Here is a 21489-nt window from a genome sequence, read left to right as displayed (position 1 = left end):
GATTAGTCATGATTGATCCAAAGAGCTTCGCTGCCCGTTTCCCGGGCGATTTCACGTTCGGCGTCGCCACTGCCGCTTTCCAGATCGAAGGCGCCACCAAGGCGGATGGCCGCAAGCCGTCGATCTGGGATGCCTTCGCGAACATGCCGGGCCGCGTCTATCAGCGGCACAACGGCGATGTCGCCTGCGATCACTACAACCGGCTGGAACAGGATCTCGATCTGATCAAGGACATGGGCGTCGAAGCCTATCGCTTCTCTATCGCCTGGCCGCGCATCATTCCGGACGGCACCGGCCCGGTGAACGAAGCCGGCCTCGATTTCTACGATCGTCTCGTCGATGGCTGTAAGGCGCGTGGCATCAAGACCTTCGCGACGCTCTATCACTGGGATCTGCCGCTGACGCTCGCCGGCGACGGCGGCTGGACGGCGCGTTCCACCGCCTATGCCTATCAGCGTTATGCCAAGACCGTCATGGCACGCCTCGGCGATCGCCTGGATTCGGTTGCCACCTTCAACGAACCTTGGTGCATTGTCTGGCTCAGCCATCTCTATGGCGTTCATGCGCCGGGCGAGCGTAACATGCAGGCCGCGCTTTATGCCATGCACACCATGAACCTCGCGCACGGTCTCGGCGTCGAGGCAATCCGGGCCGTCGCGCCGAAGGTGCCGGTCGGTATCGTGCTGAATGCCGCCTCGATCCTGCCGGGTTCCGATAGCGCCGAGGATCAGGCCGCCGTCGAGCGTGCGCATCAGTTCCACAACGGCGCCTTCTTCGATCCGATCTTCAAGGGTCAGTATCCGAAGGAATTCGTCGAGGCACTCGGCGACCGCATGCCTGTTGTCGAGGACGGCGATCTGAAGATCATCAACCAGAAGCTCGATTGGTGGGGGCTGAACTACTATATGCCGATGCGCGTCGTCGATGACGCGTCCAAGAGCGGCGATTTCCCCTGGACGAAGGAAGCGCCGCCTGCGAGCGACGTGAAGACCGACATCGGCTGGGAAATCTACGCGCCGGGCCTGAAGCATGTCGTGCAGGACCTCTACAAGCGCTACGAACTGCCGGAATGCTACATCACCGAAAACGGCGCCTGCTACAACATGGAGGTCGTCAAGGGTGAAGTCGACGACCAACCGCGCCTCGATTACTACATCGACCATCTCGGCATTGTCGCCGACCTGATCAAGGACGGTTATCCCATGCGCGGTTATTTCGCCTGGAGCCTGATGGATAATTTCGAATGGGCGGAAGGCTATCGCATGCGTTTCGGCCTCGTGCATGTCGATTACGAGACGCAGGTGCGGACGGTGAAGAAGAGCGGCAAGTGGTACCGTGAACTCGCCGGCCAGTTCCCGAAGGGGAACCACAAGGCGGCTTGATGCCGCCTTTCCGGCGCCTTCCGAAGGAGAGGAAGGTCGCCCGAATCGCTGGCACCTGATAAGCCTTGGGCATGATCCAGCGTCCGCTCTCCCTCTACGCGCTCTGCGGCAGCCAAAGGCAGGCCTCGACCAGCCTTCGGTTGCTGGAAGCCCTGCGGCTGATTTCGCCAGACGGCGTTTCCATCGAAATCTGCGATTTGATCGGCAGCCTGCCGATCTTCAATCCGGATCATGAGGGCGACAGGACGCCTCCTATTGTCGAAACCTTTGCCGCGAAAATCCGCGATGTAGACGGGGTGATCGTCTCTTGCCCGGAATATGCCCATGGCATTCCTGGCGGATTCAAGAACGCATTGGATTGGCTGGTGTCGCGCGACGAAGTGCCGTTCAAGCCGCTGATGTTTGCGCATGCCTCGCATCGCGGCGATCTTGTGCTGGAACAACTGACCGAGGTGCTGAAGACAATGTCGCTCCGCATCGTGCCGGAGGCTTTTCTGCGCGTGCCGCTGGCCGGCAAGAGCGATGAGGCGCAGGCGACGATCCTGGCGGAGGCGCAACAGAACGGCACGTTGCAAGCCAGCCTCGATCGTTTTGCACAGGCGATCCGCTCATCCGCATGAATGCCTGCGATACCGATAAATATACAACCATTTCCTGCAAGAATCGTAGGCTCGCTTTAACCGTTTCTTGAAGACCTGACGGCACACTCCAAAGTCAAGGAGAAGTGCGTTGGGTGCAGTTTTCAAGTCAATCCAGCGGAATACGCAAATCGGTCGTCATTCCATCGTGACGGCCGTTTTGTTTTCGTTCGCTTTGGTGGTCACTGTGGTTACCTTGATGGTGCTGACAGCGATCGGCCGCGTCGCGGACTATTCCAACAAATTGGATGATGAACGCTCCTGGGAAACCACTGCCGGTGCGCTGAAGACCTTCGAAGGCCTGCTCGATGCCACGCTGCATGACTATGCTGCGCGCAACACGGCCGCCAGAAATGTCTATGATGAAAACGACCAGGACTGGATCGCCGGCAACTACGGCGAGATGTCCTCGGATGGCGCCCTGTTCGACATGGCGCTGGTGGTCGACGACAATAACAAGCCGATTATTGCCTATCAGGACGGCAAGCCGATGACCGACAGGATCGAGGATGTCTTCGGTCCCTCGCTCTGGGCCTTGGTGGATCAGGTGCGCAAGGCGCGGGTGACCAGCGTTCCGGAGGCGAGCGGCTATGTGATGACCAATAAGGGCATCGCCGCCGTTGGCGTGGGGACAATCCGCGAAAAATCCGGCCGAATCCCCGTGCCGGAAGGCAAGCGCCGCTATCTGATCTTCGTCCGGCATCTCGATGCGGCCAAGATCAAGATGCTTTCCAATACCTATGTCATCAGCGGCCTCAAGCTGGTGCCGCCGGATACGATTGCGCGCTATGCCGTTTCGATCGTCGATCCGCTCGGCAAGCCGCTCGGGCGGCTGGTCTGGACCTCGCGCGGGCCTGGTGACGTCAGCTATCAACAGGCCCGTCCGCTGGTGGTTGGTGCACTCGGCCTGGTCGGCATGTTCTTCTTGGTGCTGCTGATTCTGGGGTCTCTGGCAGGACGCCGGCTCAGGGCGGAAGAGGTGCTGGCGCGGCAGGGCTCGCTCAGAGACCGGCTCAGCGGCCTCCTCAATCGCGAGGGTCTTCGTCTCGATGTCGACCGGCTGGTCGAGAGCGCCCGCGCCGATGGCAGCAATGTCCTGTTGCTCTATCTCGACCTCGATGGCTTCAAGGAAATCAACGACTCCTATGGCCACGGCACTGGCGACCAGTTGATCCGCGCCGTCGCAGCCGGGTTGAATGTGCTTATCCCGCCGAAGGCGATTCTTGCGCGGCTCGGCGGCGATGAATTCGCCGTCGCCTTTCCGACCAAGGAACTGAACGATGCGCCGGCGCTCAGGCTTGCCGAGCAGGTGCTGGATTTCTTTGCCGAGCCGCTGGAGATCGGTCGCCGCGTGGTGGTCGTCGGCGCCAGTATCGGCATTGCCAGCTCGCCGGAGGGCCGCATCGGCCGCGAGGAGCTGGTGCGCCGCGCCGACCTAGCCATGTACAAGGCCAAGGAAGCCGGACGCGCCCGTATGGCTTGCTATGAGACGGCGATGGATGCCGATCGCGAGGAGCGCAATGCACTGGAACTGGATCTGCGCAATGCCATCGAAAAAGAAGAGCTGACGCTCGCCTACCAGCCGCTGGTCGACGCCACGAGCCATGAGATCACTGGCGTCGAGGCGTTGGTGCGCTGGAACAGGCCGGGTCACGGGCCGATTTCGCCTGAAGCCTTCATTCCCGTCGCCGAAACCAGTGGTTTGATCGAAGCACTCGGGCTGTTCGTACTAAGAAAAGCCTGCGAGACGGCGCGGCAATGGCCGGATCTGCGGATTGCAGTCAATGTCTCGCCCGGACAATTCCGCAATCCCGCTTTCGCCGACTATGTCCGGCATGTCCTGAACCATACGGAGATCGAAGCCGAGCGCGTCACGCTGGAAATCACCGAAGGCTACATTATCCAGAATCCGGAGCGCACCCGCCAATCGATCGAGCGGCTGAAACGGCTTGGGGTCAAGGTGGCTCTGGACGATTTCGGCTCGGGCTTCTCGTCGATCGGCTATCTCCGCCAATTCGGCTTCGACCGCATCAAGATCGACCGGTCGCTGACCATGGATGTGCTGGAAGACAGCCGCGCCCGCGAGATGCTGCAGGCAACGGTGGCTTTGGCGCGTTCGCTCGACATCCCCGTGACGGCGGAAGGCATCGAGACGAAAGAGCAGGGGGCCGCCCTGGAGCACTTCGGTTGCGACGAGCTGCAGGGCTATTTCTTCGGCAAACCGCTGCCGGAAGCCGAGATCAGCAAGCGGCTGATGGCGCAGACGGCTCGCGTGCTCGACGTCGAGCGCGACGCAGCCGCCTAAATTCCCTAAAGCATGTCGCGCAAAAGTGTGCAGCGGTTTTGCGATAACGACATGCGCAAAATCAAGAACCTAAAGCGCAAGGGCGAATCCCAGAGATCGCGATGCGCTTTAGCCGCCAATATGCTCCTGGCCACGCTTGCGGGCGAGCATCACTTGGCGCTGGCGCTCGCGGAAGCGCTTGCGGTCTTCCTCAGTGCGGTCGTGATAGCAATGGCTGCAGGAGACGCCGGCTTCATAGAAGGGTGACGTGACCTCTTCCGCAGTGATCGGGTTGCGGCAGGCATGGCAGAGCTTGTGGTTGCCTTCCTTCAGGCCATGTTCGACGGAGACGCGCTCGTCGAAGACGAAGCAGGCGCCTTCCCACAGGCTTTCCTCGGCGGGCACTTCTTCGAGATATTTCAGAATGCCGCCCTTGAGGTGGTAAACTTCGTCGAAACCCTGCTCCTTCATGAAGGCAGTCGCCTTCTCGCAGCGGATACCGCCGGTGCAATACATAGCAATCTTCGGCTTGTTGTGCAGACCCTCGTTCTGGCGCACCCATTCCGGAAATTCGCGAAATGTCTTCGTCTTCGGATCGACCGCGCCCTTGAACACGCCGATTGCCGTCTCGTAGTCGTTGCGTGTGTCGATGACGATGGTGTCGGGGTCGGAGATCAGCGCGTTCCACTCCTGCGGCGCGACATAGGTGCCGACGATCTTGGTGGGGTCGATGTTCTCGACGCCCATGGTGACGATCTCTTTCTTCAGCTTCACCTTCATGCGGACGAAGGGCATTTTCGAGGCCCGGCTTTCCTTGTGCTCCAGCGTCGAAAATTCCGGCTGGGCGCGCAGGAGGGAGAGGACGGCGCCAATGCCTGCATCGGTGCCGGCGATGGTGCCGTTGATGCCCTCATGGGCGAGCAGCAGCGTGCCCTTGACGCCGTTTGCTTCACAGAGCGCAAGCAGCGGCTCGCGCAGGGCTTCGAAGCGCGGGAAGGAGGCGAAATGATAGAGGGCGGCAACGAGGAACGCGCCCCCTGCCTCATGCCGTGGAGTGGAAAGGATGTCGGTCATGCCGCGGAAATACAATTTTGCGCGCCGGCAGGCAATCGGGATTTATCTCACGGCATTACGGTGGCCGTTATACGACTCGTGCTAGTCTGGGTTTGTGTGCAGCAACGATCGATGCGCGGCGATGAGGTTGATGTGTCTGACAACATGCTGATGGTAAGACCATATGTCCCCGCGGATGCCGATCTGACCATGGACATATTCCTGAGAGCAATCCGGGAGGTGGCGTCGAAGGACTACAACCAAGCTCAAATCGACGCCTGGGCCAAGGTGGAAGACAGGGACGCGTGGGCGAAACGACGGTCAAGCCGGCCGGCCTGGATCGTCCAATATGGGGACGTGTCGATCGGATTTGCGGATCTGGTGCCCGATGGGCTCCTGGATATGATGTTTGTCCATCCCGATTATCAAGGCATCGGTGCAGCTAGTTTGCTCCTCGCAACGATCGAGATGGAGGCAAAAAGGCAAGGGCTTGAGCGCATTTTTACAGAGGCAAGCCTTACCGCTAGACCGTTCTTCGAAAGACGAGGCTTCAGCGTCCTGTCATCGCAGACGGTGGAAAAGCGCGGGCAAACGCTCGAAAATCTCCGGATGGAGAAATTTCTCTGAGAGGCGGCTGCAGCGGGATTGAGGAGACATCGATATCAATGTCCCCCCGTCCTGCATTGTCTACGGCTGCAACGCCACTTCCAGTTTTCCGATATTTCCATTGAAGGGGAACGGCACCTGATAGTCGTTGTCCTCTACGCCTGTCCGCGTATCGACCCCCACATCGAAGGTCTCATCCCACGGCATCAGCGCTGGAATTGTGTGCGGAATTTTCTCGTTGGCAACCTCGCTACCATCCACTTTGAGGACGCCCGTTCCGCCCTTGCCGAAACCGGGGCCGTCGGATTTGAAATCGAACACAAGGGTGTGCTTGCCGGGTGCCAAGGCGTCATGACCTTCCCAGCGAAAGCGCTCCATATCGACAAAATTGTACAGGAACACCGGCTTGCCTTTGAGCAGATAGAAACCGTATCCGCCAAAGCGTCCACCCGTGGTGACAAGCATGCCTTCACCACCACCCTGCGGTATCTCCACCTCCGCGGTGATCGTGTACGATTTGTTCACGATGCTCGGAGCGTTGCTGGACGGAATACCGGATATCACGCCTGAATAGGTGAAGTTATTTCGCCCGGCCGTGGCACTCGGCCGCGGGGTGAGGAGACGCTCCAGGATAGAGTTATCAAGCGGGAAGACATTGTATTTCGCCGCTTCCATGAGAAACAATTCCTGCATCTCGTGCAGCTTGTCCGGCATCTTGGCGGCGAGATCGTTGTTTTCCGAAAAATCCTCCGTGAGGTTGTACAATTCCCATTTGTAGCCATCGACGACGTCGGGCATTTTGGTCGTGCCCATCAGCCAAGGCGCTGCGGGCGGCCTCGTGGCTGCGATCCAGCCGTCATTATAGATCGCGCGGTTACCGAACATCTCGAAATACTGCGTCGTGCGCGCCGACGGGGCTTGGGCATTGTCCCAGCTATAGGCCATGCTGACACCTTCGATCGGCTTTTGCGCCACGCCGTTGACCATGACAGGAGGTTGGATTCCAGTCGCCTCGAGAATGGTGGGAACGATGTCGATCACATGGTGGAACTGACTGCGGATGCCACCGGCTTCCTTGATCCGTGCTGGCCAGGCCATCGCCATGCCCTGCCTCGTACCGCCGAAATGCGAGGCGACCTGCTTCGTCCATTTGAACGGCGTGTCAAAGGCCCAGGACCAGGCCACCGACATATGCGGATACGTCTTGTCGGAACCCCAGACGTCGTAGAACTTCATCTGATCCGCGACCGGAATCTGCATACCCTCGATGGTGATCAATTCGTTGGGGGTGCCAAGAGTGCTGCCTTCGGCACTCGTACCGTTGTCGCCTTCGATGTAGATGACAAGCGTGTTATCGAGCTTGCCCAGGTCGTCGACCGCCTGGATCACTCTTCCGATCTCGTGATCGGAATAGGCGACATAGGCGGCGAAAACCTCAGCCTGTCGTGCAAACAGCTTCTTGCTGTCGGCATCTAAGCTGTCCCACTTCGGCAGGTCGTCAGGCCATGGGGTTAGCTGCGTATTCGCGGGAATGACCCCGAGCCGCTTCTGGTTGGCGAAAATCTGTTCGCGCATTTCGTTCCAACCCATGTCGAACTTGCCTTTGAACTTGTCTATCCACTCCTGGGTCGGATGGTGAGGCGCATGGGTAGCTCCGGGTACGAAATAGACGAAGAACGGTTTGTCAGGAGCGGCTGCATTCAGTTGCTTGATATGGTCGATGGCATTGTCGGCTTCGTCCGTGATAAGGTTGTAGTCCGGCTTGCCAACCCAGGGGAAAATCTGGGTCGTGTTTTGGAACAAGTATGGAGTCCATTGGTTGCTGTCGCCGCCCATGAAGCCGTAGAAATATTCGAAGCCCATCCCCACGGGCCATTGATCGAACGGCCCGGCACTGCTGTATTGGAAAGCAGGGGTGTTATGGTTCTTGCCGAACCAAGACGTTGCAAAGCCGTTCTGCTTCAGAATTTCACCGATCGTGGCGTTGTTTACCCCAATGACGGAATCGTAACCGGGGTAACCGGTTGCCTGCTCGGAAATGACCCCGAAACCCGACGAATGATGGTTTCGTCCGGTAATCAGCGCTGCCCTCGTCGGAGAACAGAGCGCTGTCGAATGGAACTGCGTGTAGCGCAGGCCCGCTTTCGCAACGCGATCCAGGGCAGGCGTCGGGATGACGCCGCCGAAAGTGCCAGCAACGCCGTAACCCGCATCATCGGTCATGATGAGCAGGATATTCGGCGCGCCCTTGGGGGGCACAATCTGCGGCGGCCAATAAGGTTTGGAGTTCTTGGCGTCGAGGCCAATTTGTCCGCCAAATGCCGCGGGCGGGTTCGGAAGATATCTTCCGTCGATCGTTGTCGTTGCGCTGGGCGAACCAGGTTCGCCTGTGACCTGTTGGGCGCTTGCTCGGTCGAGTGAAATGGTGGTTAAACTCAGTGTGGCGAGAAATAATGTTCCAATTCTCAACATCGTCGTGTCCTCCAACCCGATGAAGTCGAAACGTTGGCACGATGCTGAAAAGTAACAAGTACGTTACGGTTAATGAGACGCAGTCGCTGACACGTCGGGGCCGTTATGGCACTGCCGGCACGTGTATGTGGTAGTTATCTTTAACTTTAAGTTGTCGCTCGGGGTGGTCGCTGCAAATGGAGAGGAATTGCTAGCCGTTTCTGGCTGATGGAATTGATTTCCTCAATCCCCCGCTTCCAGCCAAAGCCGTTTGATCGTCCGCGCTTCCCGGTTCGGCTCGTCGGCGAAAATCCAGCGCGCTTTGGTCAGTGCTTCCTGGCGGGCGGATTGCTGGCGGGAGATGATTGCCTCCAGCAGGCGGGCGCGGTCGTCGCTGCCGTTGAAGAGATGCGGCTCGCGATCGGTGACCTCGGATAGTATCGACAGATCGAGATAGCGGCCGAGCACATCGACCAGCGCCTTGGCTTCGAGCTGTTTTGCGTGCATGGCCGCCGGCCAGATGTCGCGCAGCAGCGCATGATGCATCCAGCAATCCTGGCTGCGTTTGCGCAACTCGTGAAATTGGTCGGTATGGGCTTCGGCATGGCATTCGGAGAGTGCCTTTGTCGCCTTGCGCCCGGTCTTGCGCCAGCTATTTTGAAAGATGCGCGCGGTCTGGCGCCGGCCGCTGCCGAAGGAGGCAGCTTTCAGCGCTTCCAATGCTTTGCGGCAGGTGGCGATTGCATTTTCCGCCTTCTCTTCGAGATCGGTTTCCTCCTGCGATAATCGGTCGCGTCGGACCGTGAGCACGTCAATCACCCGGGCAAGCGCCTGGGCCTCGTCCTCGGATGTCGCCGTCTCGTGCAGATAGTGGCTGGCCTCGATCAAGGCGGTGGCGTCGCGCACGCTGGAAAGCGTTCGCGCCATCTCCCGTAGCCTGTCGTTTTCCTGTTGCTGGAACTCTGGCGCACGCCAGGCAATCAGCCGATAGAGCGCGCGTACGCGCTTGATGTGCTTGCGTGCCGTGTGCACCGCCTCGTGCAATCCCTCCGGCCGGTCGGTGAGAGCTGCAATTACCCTGTTGAGCTGTTGCGCGGCGGCGGCTTGTACCTCGTTATCAAAGGCCTTGTCAGGCCGAATGCGATAACTCATCGTATTCCTGTTCGAATTGCGTCGCGAGCGCCTGGTTGGAGTAGCGGTATTCGCCGGTCACCTCGCGGCCAATCCAGTCCGGCAATTCCGGATCGTCGCTTTCGTCCTCCATCTCGACTTCGGCGATCACCAGGCCGCGGTGCATGCCCCGAAAAACGTCGACTTCCCAGACGAAGCCCTTGAAGGGAACCTTGTAGCGGATTTTTTCTATGACCAGACCGATGGCGTTGCCGAGCAGCTCTTCGGCATCGGCGACGGGGATTTCATATTCGAATTCATCCCGGATCATCGCCTTGCCGATCTTCATCGTCAGGGTCGCGACCGTGTGGTTCGTCAGGCGAACGCGAACGGAACGGTCGTCCATCGAGGCGACATAGGCCTGCCGTAAGGTGAGTTTCTCGGAAACGAGGTCTCGCCAATGATCGCCACGGACCAGAAACTTTCGCTCGATCTCTTTTGCCATATGCTCGACATGCTCCGCCCGCATCCCATTTAAATAGACTAACGTAACTTATCGGCATTTCCTACCCGTTGTATTCAAACTTAGCTTTTGTCTCGACAAGGACCCTCGGGAAGGCTATTCGGAAACCGGATTTCAATCGTTTTAAGGGAGCACGCCGACCATGGGCGAGAAAACCGAAAAGCTTCTTTCCATCCTGAAACTGCAGCCTGTCGTCCCCGTCCTCATCGTGGAAGATGCGAAGTCGGCCGTTCCGCTCGCCCGCGCGCTTGTCGCCGGCGGCTTGAAGGCGATCGAGATTACGCTGCGGACCGCCGGTGCACTGGATGCCGTTCGGGCCGTCGCCGAGGAAGTCGAAGGCGCCGAAGTGGGCGCCGGCACGATCCTGAACGTCGCGCAGTGGGAAGCTGCCGTCGAGGCCGGCTCCAAATTCATCGTCAGCCCCGGCACCACGCAGGAACTTCTTGATGTGGCCCGCACCTCCCACGTTCCGCTGCTGCCGGGTGCGGCGACGGCGAGCGAAGTCATGGCGCTGCGTGAGGAAGGCTACAAGGTGCTGAAGTTCTTCCCGGCCGAACAGGCTGGCGGCGCTGCCTATCTGAAGGCACTGTCTTCGCCGCTGGCCGGCACGCTGTTCTGCCCGACCGGCGGCATTTCGCTGAAGAACGCCCATGATTACCTGTCGCTGCCGAACGTCATCTGTGTCGGCGGCTCCTGGGTTGCGCCGAAGGAACTGGTCGCGGCCGGCGATTGGGCCGGGATCACCAAGCTCGCCGCCGAAGCCGCCGCGCTGAAGGGCTGAGCCTTCCTGAAAAGTCGATTAAAGGGCGTGCATGGCTTCATGCGCGCCTTTTTTGCTTTTCAGCGGATTTGTATTTGCGGTCCTACCTTCCTATCTCCCTCTCGCAATTTCGTTTGCGCATGATCTCGTCCCAAAACCGCTGCGTACTGGGATCATGCTCCACAAAGGACGGAGGACCATCCACATGATCGACGCCCGCAAGCTTCTGGACCAGTTCCTCGGATCGCAAGTTCCGGGAATGCAGGGAAGCGTGAGAGACAAGGCGAGCGAGGCCATCAATCTCGCCAGGGACAATCCGCTGGCGACCAGCGCTATTGCCGGCGTGCTGCTGGGCACGAAGACTGGCCGCGACATTGCCGGCAACGTACTGACGCTCGGTGGTCTCGCCGCCATCGCCGGGCTCGGCTATCAGGCCTACAAGAACTATCAGGCCGGCAATGCACCACAGCCTGCCCAGCAGGCGGAGCCGCAATTTCTGCCGCCGCCTTCCAATTCCGGCTTCAGCACTGCGCCGGCGATTGCCAGCAATGATTTTGCACTTTCGCTGGTCCGCGCCATGATCGCTGCGGCTCGCGCCGATGGGCATATCGACGATGCCGAGCGGCAGCATATTCTCGGCAAGGTGCACGAAGCGGGCGTCGGTGCTGAAGCGGAAGCCTTTTTCGAGCGCGAGCTTGCCAATCCCGTCGATCTCGACGCCATCGTCGCATCGGCGCAAACGGAAGAGCAGCGCGTGCAGGTCTACGCTGCGTCGCGCCTGGCGATCGAGCCGGATTCGCGGGCGGAGCGCGGCTATCTCGATCTTCTCGCCGGCCGGCTCGGTCTCCCCGACGCGCTGGTCGATCACATCGAAGCGACGGTCGTGAGCGCCAAGGTCTGATCGTTGCCAGGAAAGGGCCGGTTGCCTTTCGCGGGCGGCTGGCCTAAGCCTTCGCCGGAAAGTAAGCAGCAGTGCGCGGAGGATTGGCCATTTTGACGGATAAGAAAAGCGAAACTCGCTCCACGGCGATCGCCGCCGCCATCATCCTGCTGGCCGCCATGGTGCTGTTGTACCTGATGCCTGATGTGATCGTCCGGCTCGGCGATGTTTCGCCATGGCTCGGCACCGGCTTCGGCGTCCTCGTCATTCTCGCCTTCTTCCTGGTCTTCTGGTTGAGAGCCCGCTACCAGAGGCGCAACAGCCGGTAGTCCGCAGGGTCAAGTCTGCAGCGATGCGCCGAGCAGAACGATGCCGGTGCAGATGACCAGCAGCGCGCCAAGAATCTCAATGCCATTGCCGACCCACATCGAGAGCCTCGAGCCGCGACCGGTGAAGTGCACGGCGGTGCCCTTGGCGAAGACAGCGATGATGGCGAGCAGCGACACGGTCAGCGCCGTGCCGACCGACATGGCGATGACGGATAGCAAGCCGCCGAGATAGAGCCCGTTCAGCATCGAGAAGGTCATGACCAGCAGGGCGCCGGAACAGGGGCGCAAGCCGACGGTGATGATCGCCGACCAGGCCTCGCGGACACTGAAATTTTCATTCGACAGCATTTTCGGATCCGGCAGATGCGAATGGCCGCAGGTCTCGCAGACCATGCCATTGCCCGCATCATGCGTCGGATCGTCACAATTATAGCGGTTGCCCGTCTGCGGCGCTGCGCGGAAGTGCGATAGCCTTTGGGCGGGAGCGGAGCCGTTCGGAGCATCTTCGAATAGCGACATGCTGATCGGGCCGACCGATGTCGCGAGCTGCACTTCCTGGCGCTGTGGCCGGGCCTGGATCATCGAGCGCAGCTTGCGGAACAGCAGCCAGCCGCCAAAGATAATCACCATCACGAAGCTGGTGATCTCCATCGCATTGGTGGCCATCGTCATGGTGATGCCCGAGCCGCGCAGCACGAAATAAGCGGCACCGACGACGAGGACGGCGACGAGGCCCTGGATGAAGGCCGAAATGAACGAGATGATGATGCCGCGCTTCAGCTCGATCTCGTTGGCGACCATGTAGGAGGAGATGACGGCCTTGCCATGGCCGGGGCCGGCGGCATGGAAGATGCCGTAGGCGAAGGAGAGGCCGATCAGCGTCCAGAGCTGCCAAGGGTCCTGGCGCATGGCCTCGATGGATTTGGTGAGCGCCCGATAGAAGGCCTGCTGCTCGTAATTCACATAGAGAAAGATCGGCGCCAGCGGCCCTCCGACCGGCTGGAAGCTCGGCTCCGCCGTGCCGATACCGAGCGGCGATCCGGTGGCGTGGGCGAGGCTTGCCATCGCTAGGAAGGCGAGGGCCATAGCCGGAAGCAACCGCGCTATCCGGAACGTCAGCATTGAACGTCTAACCGCGTTGCGAAGAGCTTCGACATGGTCGTTCCCGTCGGATCGTTGAAGAAGGCATCCGTCAAAGTCGACTTGTTTTCGGCGATGACCTCGTCCGGATTGGGGCGCACGACCTTTTGCGTGCAGCCTTTGAAGCCATCGCCCTCTGTCACCAGCTCATTGTCGCTGGGAAAATCGATCGAGGTATAGAGTGTTGGATCGTAGATGCCAAAGCTCAGCTTGTTGCCCTTGAGCGGCATCGGTTCGGACGGCTTGACGGCGAAAAACATCAGGAGCTGGCCGTCCCTGTAGTCGACATTGATGATGTCGGGCTTGTTCACCTTGATGGCTTTGCCGTTCAGCGTCAGGTTTGTGTAGTAGTCATAGTCGGCGAGCGAATCGCGCACCGTTTTGCCGACTTCCTTGAGCTCGTCCGGATCGAGCTTCAGATTGGTGTTCTTGTCGAAATCCATCAGCACTGAGGAGGAGAAGACCTCGTCGAAGCGCCAGACATTGCGTAGCTCCTGCACGGCGCCGTCGGAGCCGGCCAGCACTTCCAGCCGCGCTTCCACGAAGATATGCGGATGCGCCGATGCCGCAACAGGCGCGAGCATCAGACCTCCGGCGAGGGCGGCAATAGAGATAGGCGTGGATTTTCTCATGCGTCCGATGTGCTTCGTGAGCATTGATTCACCTCGACTTCTGGTCAGGAAATGAGACGGAATTGGGACCGGTCGGCAGAGCTGAAGGGCTCAGCCGTGCTTGCGGAACCAGCTATGGAGGTAGTCGACGAAGATGCGCACCTTGGCCGGGAGATAACGACGGTGCGGATAGACAGCATAAATGCCGCGATCGGTCGGAAGATAATCGTTGAACAGCGTCAGCAACTGCCCGCTTTCGATCGCCTTGCGGCCGATGAAGTCCGGCACGACGGCAATGCCCAAGCTTGCCAAAGCCGCGCGCAGCGTCGCATGCGGGCTATTGACTTCGAGCGTGCCATTGATCGCGACATTAAAGGTCGAGCTGTCGGCATCGACGAAGCGAACATTGCCCTGTGAGCGATTGTTGGTGTCGATAATGAAAGGCACACGCGCAAGATCGCTCGGATGCTCCAGCGTCGGATAACGATCGAGGAATTCCTGGGTTGCACAAAGATGAACGCGGAAATCCGAGATCTTGCGGGCGATCATGCCGGAATCCTCAAGCTTGGTGACGCGCACTGCAACGTCGAAGCCTTCCTCGATCAGATCGACGAATCGATCTTCGGCGGCGATCTCCAGCGCGAGATCGGGGTTCTCCCTGGCGAAGTCGATCAGCGATTGCCCGACATCGGCGTCGACAAAGGTACGCGGCACGGAAACACGAAGCCGCCCTTTAAGCTGCTGATTGTTCTCGCGCACGAGATCGGCGAGATTGTCGATTTCTTTCAATATGTCGGAAGCGGTGCGGTAATAGGTGTGGCCGGCCTCGGTCATCGAGAATTGCCGGGTGGTGCGATTGAGCAGAAGCGCGCCAAGCTCATCTTCGAGTTCTCGGACATATTTGGAGAGCAGCGCCTTGGAGCGTCCGGTTTTCCTGGCGGCCGCGGAGAAACCTTCTGCTTCGACCACGTCGATGAAGGCGCGAATCCGGGTCAAAGTGTCCATGGCGAAGCCCTCGTTAACTGTCGCAAGTTATTGAACAAAATGCGCCGATTTGTTCAATTATTTTTTTCGGGCATAGGCGAAAAAAATTCTTGATTATGTCGGCGAATATTCCTATTTCGGGTTCAGCCCAAAGTCGCACGTGCCCGTGGGTGTCCGCCGATCCTCGATGTGGTGAGAAAATCGGTAAGGTACCTGGAATTAACCCCTCCAGTCGCTATTCCGGCCAACCGGAAAATGCGAGGACATCTGAAGCAACGACGGTGCGGGCCTTTTTGTTCTCTCCCGGCTTTCCATCAGCCGGGGTTACTGAAGAGGCACACCTTCATTGCCGGAAGTGCGGTTGGGATTATCCCTCCAATCCATGGCAGACAAAGCGAATTAGCGCCGCTTGCGGCACTCGTTCATCATCCGCGCTTCGCGCATTTGCACGGTTCCGGGGTCTCCACCGGCTGGTACCTGAGCGAATGAGCGTCGCCCTTTGTCCTCTGGGTCTTTTTCCCGGAGCTTTTGGAATTGAAAAGGGAATTGACATGACCACGCAACGTATTCGCGACTTTCTCGCTACCCGACGTCCGGACGGTCCCTGCCTGGTGGTTGATCTCGATGTCGTCCGCGACAATTTTCACGCCTTCCGTCATGCCATGCCGGACAGCGCCATCTATTACGCCGTCAAGGCCAACCCGGCTCCGGAAGTGCTGCGCCTGCTGGCAAGCCTCGGCTCCAACTTCGATTGCGCGTCCGTCGCTGAAATCGAAATGGCGCTCGACGCCGGTGCGACCGCTGCCCGCATCTCCTTCGGCAACACGATCAAGAAGGAACGCGATATCGCCCGTGCGCATGCACTCGGTATCAACCTCTTTGCCGTCGACAGCCACGAGGAAGTCGAGAAGATTTCCCGTGCCGCTCCCGGCGCTCGTGTGTTCTGCCGCGTTCTGACGGATGGCGAAGGTGCCGAATGGCCGCTGTCGCGCAAGTTCGGCTGCGTTCCGCAGATGGCTGTCGACGTTCTCGTCTATGCCCATCAGCTCGGTCTGGCATCCTACGGCGTGTCGTTCCACGTCGGCTCGCAGATGACCAAGGTCGATGCCTGGGATGCGGCTCTCGCCGATGCCAAGCGCGTCTTCGTCTCGCTCGCCAAGCAGGGCATTCACCTGCAGATGGTCAACATGGGCGGCGGTTTCCCGACCAAGTACCTGCGTGACGTTCCGTCGGCGGAAGCATACGGCAAGGCGATCTTTGCGGCTCTGCGCGCCCATTTCGGCAACCAGATCCCGCACACCATCATCGAGCCGGGCCGCGGCATGGTCGGCAATGCCGGCGTGATCAAGGCTGAAGTCGTCCTGATTTCGAAGAAGTCGGACAACGATGCCGCTCGCTGGGTCTTCCTCGACATCGGCAAATTCGGTGGTCTCGCCGAAACCATGGACGAGGCGATCCGCTATCCGATCCGCACCGAGCGCGACGCCGACGAGATGGAAGCCTGCATCATTGCCGGTCCGACCTGCGATTCGGCCGACGTGCTCTACGAGAAGAACCTCTATCCGCTGCCCGTGACGCTCACGATCGGCGACGAGGTCCTGATTGAAGGCACGGGCGCCTATACGACGACCTACTCGGCTGTAGCGTTCAACGGCTTCGACCCGCTGAAGGCCTACATCATCTAAGATCCCGTAAGGATCTAAACTCCGACAAAGCCGCCCCCGTAGCCAGCCGGGGCGACACACTCACAATTCCCTTTAGCACCGCTGATAACGGTATTGGGCACGGGAGGCCGAGATGGCCGCTGTTCTTGATTCTGTCCGCGCATTCTTTGCGCCGTCCACTTTCACCCTCGACCTGGAAAACGCAGGTGATGTCGTCGCTCGCGAAAATCTGCTTGATCGCGTCATGGGCGCCGATCGCCGCAAGAAGTCGTCCGAAAAGCTTCGCCGTGGCCGCGTTCCGGCCGAGGGCCTGGCGCTTGTCGCCCGCGATCGCGCCGGCCATGTCATCGGCACCGTTCGCCTGTGGAACGTCGAAGCTGGCGTCGATCGTGAGACCCGCCCGGTCGATGCGCTGCTGCTCGGCCCGCTGGCGGTCGATGGCGCCCACGAAGGCAAGGGTGTCGGCTCGGCGCTGATGCGTGCCGCCATCCTCGAAGCCAAGAAGCGCGGCCATGGCGCTGTCCTGCTCGTCGGCGATGCACCCTATTACGAGCGTTTCGGCTTCTTCGCCGAAAAGGCGCGCCATCTGGTCATGCCTGGCCCATTCCAGCGCGACCGTTTCCTCGCGCTGGAACTCAAGGATGGTTGGCTGGGCAGTGCCGTCGGCATGATCGTCGCCAGCGGCCGCAAGCTGGCCCAGCCGCCGGTCGCCAAGGCGGCCTGAGGTTTCAAATCCGCCTTCGCCCGTTCGGGCGGAGGCGTTTCTATTTGGCCGCCTTCACCCCATCCTTAGCCGGGTCGTAACCATCAGTCAGCGTCTTCAGAAACGCAACGACATCGGCGATTTCCGTATCGTTCAGAGCCGGCGCATCGCCTAGCTTGCGGTTCATCGGCGCGTCGATGACGTCGATATTGGCCTGATATTGCGCCGGAAGATCGTTGTATTTCTGTGCCTTCCCGCCGGCGTCCTTCGGGTAGATCTCGTCGGGATTGGTGTCCCGCTTGACATAGAAGCGGGTGACGTCCTCCAGCGAGCGGTAGACGCCATTGTGGAAGAAGACGTGGCGGCTGGCGACATTGCGTAGCGTCGGTGTCTTGAACAGCCCGCAATTCTGCGGCTGGGCGGAATAGGTGTCGTTGCGTAGCGGGCCGCAGATGCCGGTGTCGTAATAATGCGCGTCGGCATTGGCTGGAATGTCCGGATTGCGCGGTGCGCCAAGCGCCTCGAATTCGAAATCGGTGAAGTTCGGCATCTGGCCGTCGCCTGTCATCTTGTCGAGATGGCAAGAGGCGCAGTTACCCTTGTTGGGATCATCGAACAGTTTCAGCCCGCGCATTTCGGCGTCTGATAACATCGCCTTGCCGCGCAGATAATAGTCGTATTTGCTCGAATAGGGATGGAAGGAGGGCTCTTCGATCTGGTAGCGGGCGAGCGCAAAACCGGCTTCGGCGATCGTCATATCCTGATCGTTGAGGACATTATTGCCGAAGAGGGCGCCGATGTCCTTGCCGTAGCCCTGTTTCAGCTTGGCATAGACGGCGGCTGCATCGGCATTGGCCATCTCGAAGGGCGAGATCATCGGCTGCAGCGCTTGTTCCTCCAGCGAGTCGACACGGCCGTCCCAGAACATGCCGCCTTGCGGCACCAGATCGGGCGCGTTCGAATTGGCTTTGACGACGGCCTGTGCGGTCAGTGGCCCCGCGACCGTCGCCGGGGTGTTTGCAAGCGCCACGCCGGAGGCTTCGGTCATTGGGGCTGCCTCGGCCGCCTCGTCGGCAGCACTTTCCGCGCCGACGGAGAAGGAAGGCGTCGACATCTTATAGGCAAGGCTCGGCACTGCGCGGATGCCCGGCTGATCGAAATGCGGGCCACCGAGCTGCACGGCGCGGTCATTGGCCGGTGCGTAGTGATTGGCGGGATCGTGGCAGGTGGCGCAGGACATCTGGCCGCCGCCTGACAGTGAGGGATCGTAGAACAGCTTCCGGCCGAGCTGCGCGACGGCGCTCAGCGAAGCCGTGTCGTCACGGGTATTTGCCGCGACGGCATTGGCGGCGGGTTCGCTTGCCAAGCCGATGGTCGCCCCCGCGAGCGAGATGCTCGCGAGTGCGATCAGGGGAAGGAAATGGTGCTTCTTCAAGGACATTGTCCATCCCCTTATTTTCAGCTTAGGAAGCGCTATTGCCGGTCTTCGTGTCGAGGATCAGCTTCTGTGCATCGCCCTTCGACCAGTCGAACATGTTGTTCAGCGAGCCGGAAATGGCATCGAACGAGCCGCCACCGAGACGTTCGCCGCCCATCCAGTTGTCTTCGATGAAGCGCATGACGGAGGTCTGGTCGGTCAAAGTATGGTCGACGAAGTTGACCTTGGAGTAGGGCGAGATAACCAGCAGCGGCTGGCGCGTGCCGTAGCCACAACGGCCCTGGGCCGGCTGGCCGTTGACGCCCGGCAGCGGCGTGCCGGTCGAGCAGCCATCTCCGTTCAGCACGTCATAACCCTTGACGCCAAGCTTCGACGGATTGACGACGGCGTGGGCATGGTCATACCAGCCGTCGGAATCGTCGTAGAGGACGATGATAGCGGTGTCTTTCCAGTCCGGCGAATTCTGAACGGTGTTGACCACCTGGGTGACGAACTCCTGCTCGTCGAGCGGATCAGAATAGCCGGCATGGCCGTCCTGATAGGCCGGCGCCTTCAGGAAGCTGACGGTCGGCATGTTGCCGTTCTTCAGGGCCGCGTAGAAGTCCGTCACATCATACTGGTGGTTGGCTGCGTCGGTGGTGCCGATTGCAGCGACCGAGGACGGGCGCGCATGCGTCGGGTTGGCGGTGGAGGCGTAGTACTGGAACGGCTGGTGATGCGGGATATAGTCAGCGCTGTTGACCTGGGTGACTGTCGAGGTCGTCGCACGCTTGCAGCCGATCGTGCCGTCCGCATTCGTCACCGTCAGGTCGAAGCCGCCTTCGAAGAAGCCCCAGGTGATGTTGTGTTCGTTCAGCATGTCGCCGATGTTCTTGCCGTACATCAGCCCTGTCTGGCCGACCGAGCAGACATCGCCGGTCGGATCGAAGTCGCTGATGACGGTCCAGCCGCCATTGCCGTCGGGCACGATGCGGCCCTTGGAATAGGTGCCGTCCTTCTCCAGCGCATAGCCGGGCGGCAGGATGGCGCCGTTGGTCTGGCCGGAGATGAGGTTCAGCGCGCCGGGGGTCGACGGGCCGAAATTGGTCGAGAAGGAATTGTCGTTCAGGGCATAGTGCTGAGCGTAGTTCCAGAGCGCCGTGACGGTGTTGCCGTCATAATAGCCCATGACCTGGCCCTTGGTGCCGAAAGCGCCGGCAGCACCCTTGGTGCCCCTGCCGGTGTTGGCCGGGAACAGGTCCATGGCGAAGTTGTTGTAGGCAGCCTGTTCGGCGGTGTAGCCGTGGTTCTGCGATTGGGTGGCTGCCTGCGTGCGGTCGAGGCGGAACGGGGCCGCATCGGCTCCGTTTGCCGCGTTGGTCTTATTCGGATTGCTGTCGAGAAGACCGGCATTGGCCAGCGTGTTGATATCGGTCGACGTGTTGTCGGCGGCCTTGAATGCCGGCTCACCGTCGACGTTTGCGGCCTTGGGGTAGGTCGCGAAATAGTGGTCGAAGGAGACGTTTTCCTGGAAAACGACGATCAGATGCTTGATCGGCGTCGCCGTATTCGTCGGCGGCGCCTTGTCGGCGGCACCGGCGGTGGAACAGAGCGAAAGCAGAGTAAGCGCGCTGCCGGCGGCAAGGGCGGCGCGACGCGAAAGACAGATCATTGCCATATCCTCTCGAGTGGGGGCTTTGCCCCGACGCTTAAGGTGCGCCGCGCCGAGGCGGAAGGAACCATGCCGGGCTAGCAAGCGCATATGACAGTTCCGTGAAGGGTGGGGCGAGGGGATTTTGCTGCCGTCGTAGCGTTTCTGGCAAGCAGTTGATTCTGTTGCGCTAAGAGGAAGGCTTGCGGAGGACTCCTGTCTGGCGCGGTCGCGATGCTACTTTATGTCACGGGTGGGGAGGGGCGTGGATTTCTCACCCGCCCTCGTGGTTCGAGATGGCCCTTTGGGCCTCCTCACCATGAGGGCTACTCCTCTCGCACTGGGCTGGAAGGGCTTCATCATTCAAGGAATGCGTACAGGCTCTGGCCCGCTCCGCCTCATCCTGAGGCGCATTTCGGAGCAAAGCGCAGAAATGCCTCGAAGGACGAGGCGGCCACTGACGTTCAGGGACTAAAGCTAGATATTTTGATCCATCGTCTCGGCCGGTATCTCATCGGCGCGATGGATGCGGACGACCGTGGCCGGTACGCCGGCGACGGTGCAGTGGGCCGGGACCGGCTTTACCACGACGCTACCGGCCGCGACCTTGCTGAAGGCGCCGACTTCGATGTTGCCGAGGATCTTTGCGCCGGCGCCGATCATCACGCCATGGCGGATTTTCGGATGCCGGTCGCCGGTTTCCTTGCCGGTGCCGCCGAGCGTGACGTTCTGCAGGATCGAGACTTCATCCTCGATAACGGCCGTCTCGCCGATGACAATGCCGGAGCCGTGATCGAGCATGATGGACGAGCCGATCCTCGCCGCCGGATGAATATCCGGGCCGAAGACGAGCGAGGCCAGGTTGGAAAGCCAACTGGCGATTTCCGGTCGGCCCTCCGTCCAGAGCGCGTGGGCGATGCGGTGGGTCTGCAGGGCGTGGAAGCCTTTGAGATTCAGGAGCGCATGCAGATAGGTCGTGCAGGCGGGATCGCGGGTGCGGACCGCGACGAGATCGGCCTCCGTCGCCTGGAGGATTGCGGCATGCCGCGTCAGCACATCATGAAACAGGGCGAAAAGAGCGTCGGTTTCGATGCCGGCGACGGAAAGCCGGGCGACCAGGACATTGGCGAGGCTTTCGGCATCCGACTGCGTCGCGATGATCTGCGCTGCGAGCAGCGGGCGCAAGGTCGGCTCGCGGCCGGCGAGGTCGGCCGCTTCATGGCGGATTACGTCCCAGACGCTGCCGGCTGCGGCAGGGGAATGTCCGGCGATTGCCGTTCCTGTCTGGGACATAACCATATCT

Annotated in this window: 19 protein-coding genes; 9 read left to right on the top strand and 10 right to left on the bottom strand. The window is 60.3% G+C overall.

Going from position 1 to position 21489, the window contains the following annotated elements; translation table 11 throughout:
- The first annotated feature begins 8 nt into the window (after nucleotides 1–8).
- From ACXHXG_RS12540 to ACXHXG_RS12530, 3 genes are all read left to right on the top strand, one after another.
- Entirely contained in the window at nucleotides 9–1382 is a 1374-nt protein-coding gene (locus tag ACXHXG_RS12540; RefSeq protein WP_457899443.1) for a GH1 family beta-glucosidase, read from the top strand.
- A 74-nt stretch (nucleotides 1383–1456) separates the two neighbouring features.
- Nucleotides 1457–2002 (top strand): NADPH-dependent FMN reductase, encoded by a 546-nt coding sequence (locus tag ACXHXG_RS12535; RefSeq protein WP_457899519.1) that lies wholly within the window; start codon nucleotides 1457–1459, stop codon nucleotides 2000–2002.
- A 109-nt stretch (nucleotides 2003–2111) separates the two neighbouring features.
- Entirely contained in the window at nucleotides 2112–4325 is a 2214-nt protein-coding gene (locus tag ACXHXG_RS12530; protein ID WP_457899442.1) for a bifunctional diguanylate cyclase/phosphodiesterase, read from the top strand.
- 108 nt (nucleotides 4326–4433) lie between these two features.
- Here the strand turns inward: ACXHXG_RS12530 and trhO are convergent, their stop codons facing one another.
- Nucleotides 4434–5378 carry an oxygen-dependent tRNA uridine(34) hydroxylase TrhO gene (gene trhO, locus ACXHXG_RS12525; protein ID WP_457899441.1) on the bottom strand — a complete coding sequence of 315 codons (945 nt, stop codon included), beginning with the start codon at nucleotides 5376–5378 and terminating at the stop codon, nucleotides 4434–4436.
- A gap of 111 nt (nucleotides 5379–5489) precedes the next feature.
- Here trhO and ACXHXG_RS12520 point away from each other — a divergent pair, with 111 nt between their 5' ends.
- Nucleotides 5490–5984, top strand: coding sequence for a GNAT family N-acetyltransferase (locus ACXHXG_RS12520; RefSeq protein ID WP_457899518.1), 495 nt, complete (start codon nucleotides 5490–5492; stop codon nucleotides 5982–5984).
- A gap of 60 nt (nucleotides 5985–6044) precedes the next feature.
- Here the strand turns inward: ACXHXG_RS12520 and ACXHXG_RS12515 are convergent, their stop codons facing one another.
- From ACXHXG_RS12515 to ACXHXG_RS12505, 3 genes are all read right to left on the bottom strand, one after another.
- Nucleotides 6045–8435, bottom strand: a complete 2391-nt coding sequence (locus ACXHXG_RS12515) for an arylsulfatase (RefSeq protein WP_457899440.1) — start codon at nucleotides 8433–8435, stop codon at nucleotides 6045–6047.
- Between the two features lie 222 nt (nucleotides 8436–8657).
- Entirely contained in the window at nucleotides 8658–9566 is a 909-nt protein-coding gene (locus tag ACXHXG_RS12510; RefSeq protein WP_457899439.1) for a CHAD domain-containing protein, read from the bottom strand.
- Nucleotides 9544–10029 carry a CYTH domain-containing protein gene (locus ACXHXG_RS12505; protein ID WP_104825212.1) on the bottom strand — a complete coding sequence of 162 codons (486 nt, stop codon included), beginning with the start codon at nucleotides 10027–10029 and terminating at the stop codon, nucleotides 9544–9546. Before ACXHXG_RS12505 ends, ACXHXG_RS12510 begins: the two co-directional genes overlap by 23 nt.
- A gap of 160 nt (nucleotides 10030–10189) precedes the next feature.
- Between ACXHXG_RS12505 and ACXHXG_RS12500 the strand changes: the two genes are divergently transcribed.
- The 3 genes from ACXHXG_RS12500 to ACXHXG_RS12490 all read left to right on the top strand — a co-directional run bounded on the left by ACXHXG_RS12500 (nucleotide 10190) and on the right by ACXHXG_RS12490 (nucleotide 12016).
- Nucleotides 10190–10828 (top strand): 2-dehydro-3-deoxy-phosphogluconate aldolase, encoded by a 639-nt coding sequence (locus tag ACXHXG_RS12500; protein ID WP_104824316.1) that lies wholly within the window; start codon nucleotides 10190–10192, stop codon nucleotides 10826–10828.
- Between the two features lie 184 nt (nucleotides 10829–11012).
- Nucleotides 11013–11708 carry a tellurite resistance TerB family protein gene (locus ACXHXG_RS12495; protein WP_457899438.1) on the top strand — a complete coding sequence of 232 codons (696 nt, stop codon included), beginning with the start codon at nucleotides 11013–11015 and terminating at the stop codon, nucleotides 11706–11708.
- A 92-nt stretch (nucleotides 11709–11800) separates the two neighbouring features.
- Complete coding sequence (locus tag ACXHXG_RS12490; protein ID WP_457899437.1) at nucleotides 11801–12016, top strand: hypothetical protein; 216 nt, start codon at nucleotides 11801–11803, stop codon at nucleotides 12014–12016.
- A gap of 9 nt (nucleotides 12017–12025) precedes the next feature.
- On the opposite strand, the gene ACXHXG_RS12485 is transcribed toward ACXHXG_RS12490, so the two are convergent.
- The 3 genes from ACXHXG_RS12485 to ACXHXG_RS12475 form a co-directional block, all read right to left on the bottom strand.
- On the bottom strand, nucleotides 12026–13138 hold the full coding sequence (locus tag ACXHXG_RS12485; protein WP_104824313.1) for a nickel/cobalt transporter: 1113 nt from the start codon (nucleotides 13136–13138) through the stop codon (nucleotides 12026–12028).
- A complete protein-coding gene (locus ACXHXG_RS12480) occupies nucleotides 13132–13788 on the bottom strand; it encodes a DUF1007 family protein (RefSeq protein WP_199773487.1) in 657 nt (218 codons plus the stop codon). Before ACXHXG_RS12480 ends, ACXHXG_RS12485 begins: the two co-directional genes overlap by 7 nt.
- Nucleotides 13789–13878: 90 nt before the next feature.
- On the bottom strand, nucleotides 13879–14772 hold the full coding sequence (locus tag ACXHXG_RS12475) for a LysR family transcriptional regulator (RefSeq protein ID WP_104824311.1): 894 nt from the start codon (nucleotides 14770–14772) through the stop codon (nucleotides 13879–13881).
- 530 nt (nucleotides 14773–15302) lie between these two features.
- Between ACXHXG_RS12475 and odc2 the strand changes: the two genes are divergently transcribed.
- The gene (gene odc2 / locus ACXHXG_RS12470; RefSeq protein ID WP_283047433.1) at nucleotides 15303–16436 is read left to right on the top strand and encodes an ornithine/lysine decarboxylase; all 1134 of its coding nucleotides are present in this window, start codon (nucleotides 15303–15305) and stop codon (nucleotides 16434–16436) included.
- A gap of 112 nt (nucleotides 16437–16548) precedes the next feature.
- A complete protein-coding gene (locus tag ACXHXG_RS12465; RefSeq protein WP_104824309.1) occupies nucleotides 16549–17139 on the top strand; it encodes a GNAT family N-acetyltransferase in 591 nt (196 codons plus the stop codon).
- Between the two features lie 40 nt (nucleotides 17140–17179).
- On the opposite strand, the gene ACXHXG_RS12460 is transcribed toward ACXHXG_RS12465, so the two are convergent.
- The 3 genes from ACXHXG_RS12460 to cysE form a co-directional block, all read right to left on the bottom strand.
- Nucleotides 17180–18559, bottom strand: a complete 1380-nt coding sequence (locus tag ACXHXG_RS12460; protein WP_457899436.1) for a cytochrome-c peroxidase — start codon at nucleotides 18557–18559, stop codon at nucleotides 17180–17182.
- A 22-nt stretch (nucleotides 18560–18581) separates the two neighbouring features.
- Nucleotides 18582–20207: a phospholipase C gene (locus ACXHXG_RS12455; protein WP_457899435.1), complete on the bottom strand. Its 1626-nt coding sequence runs from the start codon at nucleotides 20205–20207 to the stop codon at nucleotides 18582–18584.
- 456 nt (nucleotides 20208–20663) lie between these two features.
- Entirely contained in the window at nucleotides 20664–21479 is an 816-nt protein-coding gene (gene cysE / locus ACXHXG_RS12450; RefSeq protein WP_104824306.1) for a serine O-acetyltransferase, read from the bottom strand.
- Nucleotides 21480–21489: the final 10 nt, after the last annotated feature.

Source organism: Rhizobium sp. LEGMi-198b, assembly GCF_054114205.1.
This window is presented reverse-complemented; position numbering and strand designations above follow the sequence as displayed.